The following is a 15482-nucleotide window of genomic DNA, read 5'->3' on the forward strand; positions in this document are numbered from 1 at the left end:
GTCCCTGCGCCCTTCGTGGCGGGGGTTCTCCGCTCGACACAGGGCGCGCGAAGCCTGTGATTCTTCGAATCGAGTCATCATCTGATCCGTATTTTTCCGTCCGACCTGAGCCTGTTATGCACCCGGTGTGCGTCCGATCATCAGCGCCGCCTGATTAGCCTGATAGGGGCGACACAATGACCGAACGAACCCCCGCCGCGATCATCGACTCCGTTGATCCGCGCAAGCCCATACGCCTGACGCCTGCACAAGCGGGCGGCCCGATCCACACCCGCAGCTTCAGCGGCCTGTTCCGCAATCTGCGCCTGGTCGGCAGCGGACTGCTGTTTCTGCTCTATTTCGGCACCCAATGGCTAACCTGGGATGGACGCCAGGCAGTGCTCTGGGATCTGGGCAAACAACAGTTTCATATCTTCGGAGCCACCTTCTGGCCACAGGATTTCATCCTGCTGTCAGGCTTGCTGATCATCGCGGCATTCGGCCTGTTCTTCATCACCGTGCTGGCCGGCCGCGTCTGGTGTGGCTACGCCTGCCCACAGAGCATCTGGACCTGGGTGTTCATGTGGGCCGAGAAAATCACCGAGGGTGATCGCAGCCAGCGCATCAAACTGGATGCCGCGCCCTGGTCGCTCAGCAAGCTCTTGCGGCGCAGCACCAAGCACGCGGTCTGGCTGGCGGTGAGTCTGGCCACGGCAATTGCTTTCATCGGCTACTTCACTCCGGTACGCGAGCTGGTGGGCGGCCTGTTCAGCCTGCAACTGAGCGCGACCACCGGCTTCTGGTTGTTCTTCTTCACTGCCGCCACCTATATCAATGCCGGTTGGCTGCGCGAGAAAGTGTGCCTGCACATGTGCCCTTATTCGCGTTTCCAGAGCGTGATGTTCGACGCTGACACGCTGGTGGTGTCCTACGATGCCGCACGCGGTGAGCATCGCGGCGCGCGGCGCAAGGACAGCGACCCGCGTGCCAAAGGCCTCGGCGACTGCATCGACTGCACCTTGTGCGTGCAGGTCTGCCCCACCGGCATCGACATCCGCGACGGCCTGCAACTCGACTGCATCAGCTGTGGCGCTTGCATCGACGCCTGCGACAGCGTGATGGACAAGATGGGCTACGCTCGAGGCCTGGTCCGCTATACCTCCGAACGTGCCCTGGAAGGTGGCAAAACTCACTTGCTACGACCGCGCCTGGTCGGCTATGCCGTCGCCTTGGTGCTGATGGTTGGAACGTTCGTCTGGGCACTGGATGCGCGGCCAATGCTCTCGCTGGACGTGACCAAGGACCGCACGTTGTATCGGGAAAACATGCAAGGCCAGATTGAGAACATGTACAGCCTCAAGGTTATCAACAAGACCCAACAACGCCGTGACTACGTGATCACCCTCGGCGAAGGCCCTTTTGAGCTGCATGGCCCGCGCGAGGTCAGCCTGGCACCTGGGGAGATCGTTGATCTGCCGGTCAGCGTGGCGCTGGTCGACAATGAAGAAAGCACACACCGTGAGCTGCACTTCGCCGTTAGCGACGCCAGCGAGCCCGCAAGCCGGGTAACGGCGCCGAGCACCTTCATCGCGCCCAGGGTTCCGTAGAACGGCCATGACAGCTCCACACGGCCCAAGCTGCGATACTCGGCCACATCGTCAGCCAGCATCGCCACGGGTGAGTCAGGACAAGATGAAGCGCTACGAGAAATTCGCCGACGAAATCGCCGAGCTGATCCGGACCGGGGTGCTGACGCCAGGGGAAAAGGTGCCCTCGGTGCGTCATGCCAGCCGTACCTGCGGTATCAGCCCTTCGACCGTATTCCAGGCTTACTATCTGCTCGAGGATCGCGGCCTGATCCAGGCCCGGGCACGCTCCGGTTATTTCGTTCGCGAGCACATCAAGCGCCCGCTGCACGAACCCGAAATCAGCCCGCGTCAGAGCGAAGCCACGGAGGTCGGCGTCAGCGAGCTAGTGTTCTCCGTACTGGCCTCGCTTCGCGACCCCGACACCGTGCCCTTCGGATCGGCCTTTCCCAGCCCCGAGCTGTTCCCACTGCAACGCCTGGCGCGCTCCATGGCGCAGACCGTACGCGAGATGCCGGCTCGCGAGGTGGTGGCGGAAATGACCAGCGGCAATTCCGATCTGCGTCGGCAGATCGCCCTGCGCTACATGGTCAGCGGGGTGATGCTGCCGATGGACGAACTGGTGATCACCACCGGGGCCATGGAGGCGCTGAACCTCTGCCTGCAGGTCGTCACCGGCCCCGGCGATCTGGTCGCCATTGAGGCGCCGGCCTTTTATGCCACCTTGCAGGTACTGGAGCGGCTCAAGCTCAAAGCCGTGGAAATTCCGGTGCATCCTCGCGACGGCATCGATCTGGACGCGCTGGAAAGCAGCCTGACCAATCTGCCGATCAAGGCCTGCTGGTTCATGAGTAGCCTGCAAAATCCGCTCGGCGCGAGCATGGGCACGGAGAAAAAGCAGCGCCTCTATCAGCTGCTGCAGCATCATCAGGTGCCGTTGATCGAGGACGATGTCTACGCCGAGCTGTATTTCACCCGCGAGCCGCCGAAACCGGTGAAAAGCCACGACCATGAAGGATTGGTGATGCATTGCGGCTCGTTTTCCAAGAGCCTGGCGCCGGGCTACCGGATCGGCTGGGTGGCAGGCGGCCGATACGCAGAGCAAATCAGCCGGCTGAAACTGATGACCACCCTCTCGCCCTCGGTACCGGCGCAAGCGGCCATTGCCGACTACTTGCAGCACGGCGGCTATGACCGGCATCTGCGCAAGTTGCGCCATGCCCTGGAGCGCCAACAGGGGGAGATGCTCGCCTCCGCCGCACGACACTTTCCCGCCAGCACACGCGTTACCCGGCCCAGCGGTGGTTATTTTCTGTGGTTCGAATTTCCCGAGCAGGTCGACTCACTGCAACTGCTGCAGCTCGCGCTCGCCCAGGGCATCAGCCTGGCTCCCGGGCCGATCTTCTCAGCCACACAGCGCTTCAGGAACTGCGCACGACTGAACCATGGCCATCCCTGGGATGCACGCAGCGAGAAGGCCATCGAATTGCTAGGACGAATGATCAAGTCGTTCTGAGAATGCCTCGACGGCAAATACCTTAATGCTAGATTTCAATCGTGCCTTGCAGGTACTGCACCGCTCGCCCGGCCACGAATACCCGCTCCCCTTCGATCCGGCAGTACAGCAGGCCACTGCGACGCGAGGCTTGCAGCGCGACCAGCGACGATTTGCCCAGCCGCCCGGCCCAATAGGGTGCGAGGCCGGCATGGATCGAGCCCGTGACCGGATCTTCATCGCCACCGTTGGCCGGCCAGAAGTACCGGGAGACGAAATCCTGCTCACGCCCTGGCGCGGTGATCACCACATCCAACGGCGCGAGTGACTTGAGCGGGGCGAGATCGGGTGTCAATTGACGCACCTGGTCCTCATCCTCATATACCGCGAACCAGGCCTGTCCGTTTCGCAAGACCGCGTACGGCGGTACGCCCAGCCCCTCGACCAAGGCAGCCGGTGGGCTATCGACGCGCTCAGGTTCGCGGTTAGGGAAGTTCATTTCCAGCCGGCCATCATCCAACTGCGCAACGCTGACATCGCCCACCGCAGCGGCACGAAAGGTCAGCGGCGCCTTTGTCATACCTTGGCCGAGCAGCACGAAGGCGCTGGCCAGGGTCGCGTGGCCGCAGAAATCGATTTCGGTAAGGGGTGAGAACCAGCGAATGCGAAACGCACCGTCCGGCTCACGAACCAGAAAGGCGGTCTCCGACAGATTATTCTCGACGGCGATCGACTGCATTTGCGCATCGCTCAACCATTGTTCCAGCGGCACCACTGCCGCGGAGTTGCCTTTGAACAGCTCATCGGTGAATGCATCGACCTGGTAAATCGGCAGTTTCATGCTCGGCCCTCATCCCCGCGCGACATCCGCCACCGGACGCGCTGTCAGGCAAGTCTCGCCGAGCGGGGTGCGCCCGGCAATCCTTGACACTGCGCGAGAGCTAGCGATGAATCAGCGCCGCGATACCATCCCGGCCGTCAACGTGGGCTGGATCGGCCCGGCGGGTGGCTGACACTGCGTCTGAGCCCCTACCTGCAGGTACGGCTGAAGAATCGGCGCCATGCCTTTGAGTACCTGCACCGGTAGCGCAGAGGTGAAGCGGAAGCTGTCTGCACCACGTCCGGGAACATAGGCGGTCAAGGTGCCGAAGTGATTCGGGCCAAGGAAGAAGACGAAGGTAGCCGTGCGATTCAACGCCAGCGAACTGATCAGCCGCCCACCGGAACCGACCGTCTGAATGCGGTTATCGCCCGTTCCGGTCTTACCGCCGACCCGCAACGGCTCGCCATCAGCCTGCACGAAACTGCCACGCAAACGCCGCGCCGTCCCGCCTTCGACCACGCTGGCCAACGCCTCGCGCAAGGCCGCCGCCACTTCGCTGTGCAGCACCCGAGCGCCTGCGTCCGGCTTAATCCCGAAACGGGTCTCGTACGGCGTGTCGCTGGCGAAATGCAGGCTGTCGATGCGCACGCTGGGCAACCGTACGCCATCGTTGACGATGATGCCCATCAGTTCCGCCAGTGCTGCCGGACGATCGCCGGAGCTGCCCAACGCCGTGGCCAGCGAGGGCACCAGATGATCGAAGGGATAACCCAGGCGCTGCCAACGGCGATGGATATCGGTGAAGGCTTCCACTTCCAGCATGATCCGGATACGGCTGTCGCGAGCACTCTTGTGACGACTGCGGAACAGCCAACCGTAGACTTCCTGGCGCTCGGCGGTACTGGCGGCAATCACCTCCGAAATGTCTGCGTCGGGATGCTTGATCAGATAGCCCAGCAGCCACAAATCCAGCGGATGCACGCGGGCGATATAGCCCTGATCCGGCAGGCTGTAGGCTCCCGGACCGTAACGGGTATACAGCGAGTCGAGCGACTTGTCGCTGACCTCGACGTTCGGCAGGTTCTTCTTGAGGAAGCGGTCGAACGTCGAGCGGTCGGCGTCCGGCATCAGATAGCGATGCACGGCGGCAAGACGCGGCGGCGTGGGTCGCATGCCGTCGAGAAGCGCTTCGATGCGCTCATCGGCGGTCTTGCCGCGGTATTTCTTCCAAAACCGCTGCAAGAACACCGAGCCCTCGCGATCGGCAAAGCGCCTCAGATACTCGCGCCGCTCCGGGTTGTCGTCGCTTTTCAGCAGCTCGGCCCCGTTGGACGTCTGATAGGTGCTGTAGCTGACCAGATCCCGCATCAGACGCACGAATGGCAAGTTGATCGATTCCTGCAACGCCTCGCGCATGGTCGGCAGGCGACCGTCGTCCTCATGGCGGAAGTTGCCGAAACGGTGCATTCCGGCCCCGGTAAAGAAGCGCTCGTTCGGGCTCGCCGAATAGCGTCGTTCCAGCGCCGCATCGAGCATCGCGGGCAGGTTCCGATCCTCGTGCTGGATCAGATAGCCGAGCGCCCAACGCGTCAGCGGATCGACCGCCTCGGCCTGGCGCAGTTCGCTGACCTTGCTCTGTGCGTAACGGTCATGCAGCTCGGCGATGACTTCGAGATAGGTCGTCAGCACCCGCAACTTGGCTGTCGAACCCAACTCCAGCTTGCTGCCCTCGTTGATATCGAAGGGCTGGTTGGTGTTGTCGGTCTGCACGCGCACACGAAACCCCTGCTCGCCTCGTTCGAACAGGGTAAAGCTGTAACGCACGTCAGCGGTTCGCTCCGGCGACAGCATGCGCTCGCCGAATAGGCCGACTTCACCGGCGAACTCCGGCTGCGCCAAGCGATGCAGGTACTCACTGACCTGTGTCTGCAATTCACCATGCAACGGCGTGGTCGCGGCCAGGTCCAGACGATCCAACTGGTACAGCGAAACGCCGAGCAGGCTGCTCAGGCGCATGCGCGCCGCCGTGATGCCTTTGCTTTGCGGCACCTCACGAATACCCGGTTCGACTCGAAGGTCGCGGAACACGACCTTCTGCTGCAACGCCGCATTGCGCAACCGTGTACCGATCACGCCACCATTGGCCAAGAGACGGATATGGCTGTCGGTAAGCTCGGCCAGGTCATCGCGTCCCGCCCCCAGGTAATAGGACGGCCGCCGCTGGGCAATCAATAACGAAAGCACCTGGCGCAGCGCCAGTCCTTGGGCTTCGTAGCTGGAATCGGCGTTACGGCGCGAATCGAGCAGACGGTTGACCTCGGCGAAGTCCGCGCCATACCAGAGGAGCAAACCGTCAGCGATACCGTGAACTTCGCCGTGCCCGTAGGCCGCGGAGAGTGGCACGCTGTTCAGATAATCGCGGACGATGCGCTTCCTCGTCGCCATGGTCTGCTGGCCTTCGCGATAGGTGCGTACGCTAGCGGAGATCATCTGCCGAATCTTTTCCTCGGCGTCACCGGTACGGCCTTCAGGTGAATGGCGGTACTTTTCCACCTGAGTCGCCAGGGTACTGCCGCCAGCCGCCTGGACCGACAAGCCAAGCTTCTTCTCGACCTGACTCACCGCGGCCATGGTGAAACGCGGCCAATCCACAGCAGGATTGGCGCGTGGCCGCCCCTCATTGAGCAAGCCGCGGTCCTCGATGAACAACAGGCTCATCGCGATGACTGGCGGCACGTCTTCGAAAGAGTCGTAATACTGGTGCGGGTAGCTGTTGGCATACAGCGGTTCGCCGCGGCAATCGTCAATGGTCAATCCGGCCTGGGATTTCTCCGGATAAGGCACAAAAAAGCCATTGCTGGCGTAACGCTGCAAAGCGGGAGAGAAGCGCACCTGCTGTTGGATATCGAACCCACGCTCGCTCAATCTTTCGATGAATACAGGCAAAGCCGAATAGCCCAACCGTCTGTCGAATGGGCCTGCGTCCGGAAAGTGAATATTGGTACTCGCACCGGGCTCGACCCGATAGTCCAGATTTTCCGCGTAGCGGCTCAACCAGAGCGCCTGCAGCTTCGAGGTATGCATCTCATGCCAGGCGGCATAGCCACCGCCGGCCAGTAATGAAACGCCCAGCAACAGACTCATGCGGCGCGCCAAACGGCTTCCGTGCGAAGGTGTTCTACCCGGTTTGCTGGTGGATGACGCGCGTTTGCTGCCACCCGTCCGGGACGTATCGGTCCGCCATACTGCGCCCATCTTTTCGGCCTGGCTTCCTAGAGAAATCACAGGCTTAAGCTTAGCTGGCGGCGCTTCGTTCGGCGTGCTCAAGCAGACGAACGGAGAGGCTCAAACCCACGGCCTGAAGGCGAAATCAGCACGGCCGGCGACGCCCATTCATTCTATCCAGCGCGGATAAAATCCGAGCTGCTCCTGCCGTTGGACGTCCTGCATTTGCGCAACCTCGGCAGGCAGTGGCTTCGGGTCGCTTTCAGCAAGCGCTGCGTCCCCGCGGAAGAAGAACCGCCGTCCATCATCCAGAGTAAGAAACAACCCCAGGGCGCCATGTCCAGGCAGTTTCACCAGCACCAGCCGTTCGTCGCCAAACAGGTCCAGGCTTTCCTCGAACCCATAGAACGGCCGCTGATCGAAGTGCAGCGGCTGCCACCTGACGCCATGGGCAAATTGCGTCGGAAGGACCGCAGGCGGCGTCGCGTGACGGGCGTAATGAATGCTTTCGGAGCTCGCCAGCACCGGCAGATCAGCGAAATCAGCCAACCCCGAGGCGTACTCCCAACGAGCACAGCCCAGCACGACCCGGTCAACCACCAGATGATCACGATCGAGCTGCTCGCGCACCGGCTGTACAGCACTGTAGCGCTTTTCCCGCCAGGGTATTTCGCTGTCCAATTGCTGGTCGATCTGCCGACCCAGCCCAGTGCCGAACAGCAATCGACTACCCCGGTGCTCGATCAACACGGCAATGTGGTTGACCGGCGGTGGTTCTACCCAGCCGCCGTCCCGCCAGGCGTATTCGCTACTGGTCGTGGTCTGCGCGGTACGCACCAGGCTAAAGCGCAGCTCCGCGGCGTTCACGATTCCAGACAGCAATATCAACGACAAGCCAACCATTCTCAGGCACATGGCTCACGCTCCTGCATCGGGAAGAAAGGGTGAGCGTTGGGGTGCAGTGAATGCCAGCGGCAGGCACGAACGCCTCAGCGTCCAGCGCCCCGGCGTCAATGCCAGCATGCGCTCCGCGCCAGGCGGTGCCTTGATACCCAACGCTGGGTATTGTTCAGGCCAGATCAGCTCGGCACGAGCCTGTACATGCAACAGATCGCCGCTGCTGAAATCGATCAACAGCAGTCCACAGCGCGGCTCGAGCTGCAAATTGCCAAGCGTGTTGAACAGCCGATTGCCGCTGTAGTCCGGCATCCAGAGCCGACCGTCCTGGCCGATCTCGACGAAACCGGTCGGGCCGCCACGATGCGAGATATCTACTCCACCGCCCCGAGAATCCGAACTCTGAGTGGCGATGAACAGGGTGTCCGCCGCCTGCACCAGGCCCAGCCATTGTTCATCCAGGCCGTGACCTTCGAGCATTAACCCCGGCAGACGTGGGGTCGACTGCCAATCACGCGCCTGTATGTATTTCGGGCAATTGCCGAACGATTGCGCGACCGCAACGCTGAAGCCCCGCTCGTCGCTCTCGACGATTCGCCCGTTCATCCGGTTGCGCCGGCGTGTCGGCCACTCGAGTCCGAGCAACCCCACCGCGGCACGCGGCTGCAGCAAGGATGCGATCGGATCGTCGATTTGCGGCCGGGCACCGACACAAAGCAAGGCGGGATGCGGCGACCAGGCGAACCCGGCCGCGCCCCAGAGCACCGATGCATGAGGCTGCCCATCGCTGTCCACTGCCGCCACCAGCACAGCCGGCAGCTGCGCGAAAAATTCCCGATGCTGGTCCGGCATGAACGAGCGGATCATCCGGCTGCCTATCTGCTCGGCTTTTTCGCGAACGCCGGCGCGGGTCTGAACGGATTGCTCGCCGACGTGGAAGGGACTGCTCATAGCGGTATCCCCTATTCCAGACCGGGCATGCCGATGTACCCCGGCAGCTCACGAATGCGCGAACACCAGGCACGTATTGCCGGATACGGGACGAGATCGATGCCGCCCTCACCCGCCAGCGCGGCATAGGGATACACCGCGATATCGGCGATGGTCGGCGCAGCGGTTTCGGCCAACCAGGCATGCTCGGTGAGCTGCTGTTCGACGATCTGCATAGCGGCGAGTGCACGGGCGGCGGTCAGCGTTTCGTCGATCGGCCGACGAAACAGCCGCCCTACCCGAGCAGTGGCCGGACCATGATGCATCTCGTTCGCCGCGAAACTCAGCCAGCCCACGATGCGCGCCTGGATCAGCGCGTCCTGTGAATACCAGGCCTCGTCGGCGTAACGGCGCGCCAGGTAGACGAGGATCGCCTGTGAATCAACCACTCGGTCATCGCCGTCTTCCAGAACCGGCACCTGCCCGCGCGGATTGAGGGCGAGAAATGGAGCCTGCTTGTGCTCGCCCGCAAGCAGATTCACCGGCACCAGCTCGACCGGCTGGCCGATCAGGCTGAGAAACAGGCGCGCCTTGTAGCAGTTACCGGACAGGGTCAGATCGTAGAGTTTCATCGTGTCGCTCCTTTGGGCTGAAGGCTGGAAAAGCACGACTGGATAATAGACAGACCTGTCTGTACACTGCAAGCGTAAAATGTCACGTGATTGGCAATTGGAGCGAACAGACCCACTCCCGCATAATGGCCACCCGAGGAGACCTGCATGGCAACGAACAAGCGCGACCTACTGCTCAGCACCGCCGAGCGGCTGTTCTACACAGAGGGCTACCACGCCACGGGAATCGACCGGATTCTCAGTGAGTCGGGGGTGGCCAAGATGACGCTGTACAAGCACTTCAAGTCGAAGGAAGAGCTGATCCTGGCGGTGCTCGACGCGCGCCAGCAGCCAATGTTCGAGCGCCTGCGCGAAGCGCGCGACAGGCTGCCACCCCGCAAGGCACTGCTCGGGGTGTTCGAAGGGTTGAACAATATGATTCACAGCCCGAGCGCATTCTGCGGCTGTCTGTTCATCAATGCCGCAGCCGAATATCACGACCGCGAACACCCGATTCACCAGCGCTCGGCCGCTTACAAGGCAGAGTTTCAGATGCACTTGCGCAGTCTGCTGGAGGCGCTCGACGCGCCGCAGCCGGAGCAACTCGCACGGCAACTGCAATTTCTGATCGAAGGTGCGCTGAGCATGGCGCACATCGAGGGACCACGCGATCAGGCGCTGGTGGCCAGAGCGGCGGCCGAGCAGTTGTTGCAGGCCGCCGGCATCTAAGGCAGGGCTACCTTACCCCTGAGGCTCTTCCTTGACGCGGAACCAAGCGGCGTAGAGCGCTGGCAGGAACAGCAGGGTCAATGCAGTCGCAACAATCAAGCCACCCATGATGGCCACCGCCATCGGCCCGAAGAATACGCTGCGTGACAGCGGAATCATTGCCAATACCGAGGCCAGCGCAGTCAGCACGATAGGGCGGAAGCGGCGTACGGTGGCGTCGATAATGGCATTGAAACGATCCTGTCCGGCACCGATATCCTGCTCGATCTGATCCACCAGAATCACCGAGTTACGCATGATCATTCCGGACAGCGCGATGGTGCCGAGCATGGCGACGAAACCGAACGGCTTGCCGAACAGCAGCAGGAACAGGGTCACGCCGATCAGCCCCAGCGGTGCGGTGAGGAACACCATGGCCGAACGCGAGAAGCTCTTGAGCTGAAGCATCAGCAGGCTGATCACGACAATCACGAATAGTGGCATGCCGGCATTCACCGAAGCCTGGCCGCGGCTGGAGTCTTCTACGGTACCGCCAACCTCGAGCAGGTAGCCGCTGGGTAGCGCGTCGCGAATCTCGCTCAGCGTCGGCTGGATCTGCTGCACCAGCGAAGCCGGCTGCTGATCGCCGTAGATATCGGCACGCACCGTCACCGTCGGCAAACGATTGCGATGCCAGATCACGCCCTCCTCGAAGCCGTACTCCAAGGTAGCGACCTGCGACAACGGCACGCTGCGCCCGCTGTCAGTGGGAATCGCCAGGCTCGGTAGCATCGAGAGCGTCTCACGTTCACGCGCAGTACCGCGTAGCTGGATCTCGATCAGCTCATTGTCCTCGCGGAACTGGCCGGCGGTGGTTCCAGTGAAGGTACGCCTGAGGAAATTGGACAGCTCGACCGTACTCACCCCGAGGGCGCGCGCACGATCCTGATCAACATTGAGCCAGACCACCTTGCTCGGCTCCTGCCAGTCCAGGTGTACGTTGGCAACGTAGGGGTTCTCACGCACCTTGGCCGCGACCTGGCGCGCCAGTTTGCGCACCACATCGATGTGCTCGCCGGTCACTCGGAACTGCACCGGGTAACCTACCGGAGGGCCGTTTTCCAGACGACTGATGCGACCGCGCAAGGTTGGGAAATCCTCACGCAGCCGCTCGATCAGCCAGCTGCGAAGGGCCTCGCGATCCTCGATGCTTTTCGCCAGTACCACGATCTGGGCAAAGCTGGTAGCAGGTAATTGCTGATCGAGCGGCAGGTAAAAACGCGGCGAGCCATTGCCGACATAGGCGACGTAATTATCGATCCCTGCGCGGTCCTTGAGCATGTCTTCGAGACGGTGCACTTCGGCTTCGGTGGCCTTGAGCGAAGCACCTTCGGTCAACTTGAGGTCGACCATCAGCTCCAAACGACCCGACGCAGGGAAGAACTGTTGCGGAACCACGCGGAACAGGCCGATCGCACCGACGAAGAGCAGCAGGGTCAGCACGATCACCGTTTTGCGTCGCTGTACGCAGAATCGGATGACCCGCCGCACCCGCTGATAGACCGGTGTCGAATAGGGGTCGTGCCCGCCCTCGCCACCACCGTGCTTCTCCGCATAGCGCTTGGCCAGATCCGGCAACAGCTTCGCGCCCAATAGCGGGACGAATACCACCGCCGCTATCCAGGACGCCACCAAAGCGATGGTCACCACCTGGAAGATCGAGCGGGTGTACTCACCCGTGCTCGATTGAGCCGTGGCAATCGGCAGAAAGCCAGCCGCGGTGATCAAGGTACCGGTCAACATCGGAAAGGCTGTGCTGGTCCAGGCGTAACTTGCCGCCTTGAGCCGATCGAAGCCCTGTTCCATCTTGATGGCCATCATCTCGACCGCGATGATCGCATCATCCACCAGCAACCCGAGCGCCAGAACCAGCGCACCCAGGGAAATCTTGTGCAGACCGATGTCGAGGTACTGCATGGCGGCGAAGGTCATCGCCAGAACCAGCGGTATCGACAGCGCGACCACCAGGCCTGTGCGTACACCGAGCGAAAAGAAACTCACCAGCAACACGATCGCCAGCGCCTCGATCAGCACCCGCACGAACTCACCGACACTGGTCTTCACGGCAGCTGGCTGGTCGGAAACCTTGCGTAGCTCCATGCCGGCCGGCAGTTCCTGCTGCAGCCGGGCAAACTCGCCCTCCAGCGCCTCGCCCAACATGAGAATGTCGCCACCGGGTTTCATCGAGACGGCAAGGCCAATCGCCGGCTCAGCCATGAAACGCATGCGCGGTGCCGGCGGATCGTTGAAGCCGCGGTAGACGTCCGCGACGTCACCAATGCGGAAGGTGCTACCGGCGACTCTGATAGGGAAGTCTCGAATCTCCTTGACCGTCTCGAAGTTACCGGTGACGCGCAGTTGAACGCGATCGCTGGGGGTTTCGACGAAGCCGGCGGACATGACGGTGTTTTGGGCCTCCAGTGCCTGCCTGACCGCTTCCAGCGGAAGGCCGAGAGTGGCCAGCTTGACGTTCGACAGTTCGATCCAGATTTTCTCGTCTTGCAGGCCGATCAACTCGACCTTGCCGACGTTCTTCACACGTTGCAGCTGCAGCTGGATGCGATCGGCGTAATCCTTGAGCACCGCATAGTCGAAGCCTTTGCCGGTCAGCGCGTAGATGTTGCCGAAGGTGGTGCCGAATTCGTCATTGAAGAACGGCCCCTGCACGCCGGCCGGCAACGTATGGCGGATGTCGCCAACCTTCTTGCGGATCTGGTACCAGAGATCGGGGATCTGCTCGGAACGCAGCGAATCACGCGCCATGAAAGTCACGTTGGACTCGCCCGGCCGCGAGAAGGAGACGATGCGCTCGTACTCGCCGGTCTCCATCAGTTTCTTCTCGATGCGTTCAGTGACCTGGCGGGAAACTTCCTCAGCGGTCGCGCCGGGCCACTGAGTCTGGATGACCATCGCCTTGAAGGTGAACGGTGGATCTTCGCTCTGGCCGAGTTTGCTGTACGACAGCGCCCCCACGACAGCCAGCAGCAGCATCAGATAGATGACGATCTGGCGATTGCCCAGCGCCCAAGCGGAAAGATTGAAGTGCATCCCCGTCACTCCTGAGCCGCCAGTGTGATCGGCCGGTTGTCTCGATCGACCGCCCTAACCGGCTGATTCTCGTGAAGCATCTGCACGCCGGCCAACACGACCCAGTCGTCGGCTTGCAAGCCTCCGAGGATCGGCACCGACGTTTCGCTGAAGGCACCGGTCTGCACCGTGACCCGCTCCAGCGTAGCGTCATCCTTGACTCGCCAGACATAGGCCTTGCCCTGCTCGGCGGTGACAGCCGAAAGCGGCACGGCAAGAGGCACCTCGCCGTTGCTATGGATTGACACCAGAGCGCTTTGACCAAGCTCGGCGGGGACATCGGCATCCGCGAACGCGACACGTGCGGAGGAGGTACGCGACTGCTGGTCGGCAGCCGGTGACAGTTCGCGAATACGGCCCGGGTAGTGCTTGCCCGGATGCGACCAGATCTCCACCGAAACCGCCTGGCCGACCGAATAACGATCCAGAGCCTGCTCCGGCAGGTTAATCGCCACTTCGCGCTCGCCATCAGCGGCCAGCACGAATGCCGTCTGGCCGGCAGCGACCACTTGGCCGACCTCGATCCGGCGTTGCGCGATCACGCCCTCGTGAGTGGCTCGCAGAATGGCGTAGTCGACCTGATTGTTCGCCACATCGAACTCGGCCCGGGCCTGCTGCAGGCGCGCCAGCGCCGAGCGATAGGCATTTTCGGAGGAGTCGAATTGCGAACGGCTGACCAGTTGTCGATCCATCAGCGTCTTGTAGCGCTCACGTTCGGCTCGCGCGACCCGCAAGTTGGCTTCCGCAGCCGCGACCTGAGCACGGATTCCCTCGAGTTGCAGCCGTACGTCCTGCGGATCGAGCTTGGCCAGAGGCTGGTCCTTGCGTACTCGCTCGCCCGCCTCGACCATGCGTTCGGTCACCTTGCCGGCGATTCGGAATGCCAGTTCAGGCTCATAACGTGCGTGCACTTCGCCCGGATAGCTCTCGAACGCTTCGCTGGCCGGTTGCGGCTGAATCACCATCACCGGTCTTGCCGAGAGCGGCTCGGGCTCGCCGTTGCCGCATCCGGCCAGCAAGGCGAAACCAATGACACCGAGGAAAGGCAAGGCATGTCGGAACACGTTGAATCTCTCTCTGTCGCAAGGCGGGTTTTAATACTTATACTGGCCGGTATAGTAAGTCAGGGTGTTATGGGGTGTGAAGGAGGGATTCTTACTGATCCGTATTTTTGTGCCTCCCCGCCAAAACACCCGAAACCACCCGATTCAAGGGTGGAGTGGTACAAAAAGTGGTACGAGTACCAATCCCCTCTCAGCCCGTCCGGGCAATCCCAATTCCCAGGCAACAAGACATACCCTGCAGCGGTCAACTCCTCATCGAGTAGATGAGGCGCGACCATGTGCGGACGAATCACCCAATCTAGATACCCCATCGAATACGTCGACGCGCTCGGCCAGATGACGATCACCGGTCTGAGTCCGGAGCCGATCGGTCGCTACAACGTGCCGCCGCAGTCTCGGGTACAACTGCTGCATCAGGACGAGGACGGGCTACGCATGGAGCCGGTCAAGTGGGGATACGCGCCATTCTGGGCACAGGGGAAGCGGCCGCCAGCGATCAACGCCAGGGTGGAGACGGCAGCCACCTCGAAGTTCTTCCGCGACGTGTGGAAGACCGGCCGGGCAATCGTGCCGGCCGATGGCTGGTACGAGTGGAAGAAGGACGAGGCCAACCCGAAGATCAAACAGCCCTATTTGATCAAGCTGCGCAGCGACGAGCCTTGTTTCTTCGCAGCGATCGGCCAATTCCAGCGCGGCGGCATGGCTGACCCGAAGAACGGTGACGGCTTCGTGATCATCACGGCGAGCAGCGGTGCTGGGATGATTGATATCCACGACCGCAGGCCGCTCGTGCTATCGGCCGAGTGCGCGGCGCATTGGCTCGACCCGGAGCTGTCGCCAGGCGAGGCAGAGGAAATCGCACTCGAATACAGCCTCGGCGTAGAGGAGTTCGATTGGTACCCCGTCGATCGAGCCGTCGGCAACGTGCGGAACGACGGCGCGCACCTCATCGAGCGGATCAGCGACCCGGTGCTGTAGCCGCCCGTCTGTCAGCCTCGAAATTCGAATGCCTCGCCT

The 15482-nt window shown here is 62.0% G+C and carries 11 protein-coding genes; 4 read left to right on the forward strand and 7 right to left on the reverse strand.

Annotated elements, in window-relative coordinates; genetic code table 11:
- Positions 1 to 176 precede the first annotated feature (176 nt).
- Complete coding sequence (gene ccoG / locus MCB86_RS00780) at positions 177 to 1586, forward strand: cytochrome c oxidase accessory protein CcoG (protein ID WP_239609101.1); 1410 nt, start codon at positions 177 to 179, stop codon at positions 1584 to 1586.
- 85 nt (positions 1587 to 1671) lie between these two features.
- Complete coding sequence (gene mapR / locus MCB86_RS00785; RefSeq protein WP_239609118.1) at positions 1672 to 3081, forward strand: GntR family transcriptional regulator MpaR; 1410 nt, start codon at positions 1672 to 1674, stop codon at positions 3079 to 3081.
- A 28-nt stretch (positions 3082 to 3109) separates the two neighbouring features.
- Here mapR and MCB86_RS00790 read toward each other — a convergent pair whose 3' ends face one another.
- The 5 genes from MCB86_RS00790 to MCB86_RS00810 all read right to left on the reverse strand — a co-directional run bounded on the left by MCB86_RS00790 (position 3110) and on the right by MCB86_RS00810 (position 9567).
- Positions 3110 to 3889 (reverse strand): PhzF family phenazine biosynthesis protein, encoded by a 780-nt coding sequence (locus MCB86_RS00790; RefSeq protein ID WP_239609120.1) that lies wholly within the window; start codon positions 3887 to 3889, stop codon positions 3110 to 3112.
- Between the two features lie 123 nt (positions 3890 to 4012).
- Positions 4013 to 7027: a transglycosylase domain-containing protein gene (locus tag MCB86_RS00795; RefSeq protein ID WP_239609103.1), complete on the reverse strand. Its 3015-nt coding sequence runs from the start codon at positions 7025 to 7027 to the stop codon at positions 4013 to 4015.
- Between the two features lie 249 nt (positions 7028 to 7276).
- Positions 7277 to 8023 carry a Zn-dependent hydrolase gene (locus MCB86_RS00800; protein WP_239609105.1) on the reverse strand — a complete coding sequence of 249 codons (747 nt, stop codon included), beginning with the start codon at positions 8021 to 8023 and terminating at the stop codon, positions 7277 to 7279.
- A 3-nt stretch (positions 8024 to 8026) separates the two neighbouring features.
- Positions 8027 to 8956, reverse strand: coding sequence for a pyridoxamine 5'-phosphate oxidase family protein (locus MCB86_RS00805; protein ID WP_239609107.1), 930 nt, complete (start codon positions 8954 to 8956; stop codon positions 8027 to 8029).
- An 11-nt stretch (positions 8957 to 8967) separates the two neighbouring features.
- The gene (locus tag MCB86_RS00810) at positions 8968 to 9567 is read right to left on the reverse strand and encodes a glutathione S-transferase family protein (RefSeq protein WP_239609109.1); all 600 of its coding nucleotides are present in this window, start codon (positions 9565 to 9567) and stop codon (positions 8968 to 8970) included.
- A gap of 147 nt (positions 9568 to 9714) precedes the next feature.
- On the opposite strand from MCB86_RS00810, the gene MCB86_RS00815 reads away from it, so the two are divergent.
- A complete protein-coding gene (locus MCB86_RS00815; protein ID WP_239609110.1) occupies positions 9715 to 10275 on the forward strand; it encodes a TetR/AcrR family transcriptional regulator in 561 nt (186 codons plus the stop codon).
- 12 nt (positions 10276 to 10287) lie between these two features.
- Here the strand turns inward: MCB86_RS00815 and MCB86_RS00820 are convergent, their stop codons facing one another.
- Together MCB86_RS00820 and MCB86_RS00825 are read right to left on the reverse strand one after the other, a co-directional pair.
- Positions 10288 to 13362 carry an efflux RND transporter permease subunit gene (locus MCB86_RS00820; protein WP_239609112.1) on the reverse strand — a complete coding sequence of 1025 codons (3075 nt, stop codon included), beginning with the start codon at positions 13360 to 13362 and terminating at the stop codon, positions 10288 to 10290.
- A gap of 5 nt (positions 13363 to 13367) precedes the next feature.
- A complete protein-coding gene (locus MCB86_RS00825) occupies positions 13368 to 14465 on the reverse strand; it encodes an efflux RND transporter periplasmic adaptor subunit (RefSeq protein ID WP_239609114.1) in 1098 nt (365 codons plus the stop codon).
- A gap of 276 nt (positions 14466 to 14741) precedes the next feature.
- On the opposite strand from MCB86_RS00825, the gene MCB86_RS00830 reads away from it, so the two are divergent.
- Entirely contained in the window at positions 14742 to 15443 is a 702-nt protein-coding gene (locus tag MCB86_RS00830; RefSeq protein WP_239609116.1) for an SOS response-associated peptidase family protein, read from the forward strand.
- The last annotated feature ends 39 nt before the right edge of the window (positions 15444 to 15482 follow it).

Source organism: Pseudomonas sp. KSR10, assembly GCF_022355455.1.
In the GTDB taxonomy this organism is placed as follows: domain Bacteria; phylum Pseudomonadota; class Gammaproteobacteria; order Pseudomonadales; family Pseudomonadaceae; genus Stutzerimonas; species Stutzerimonas stutzeri_E.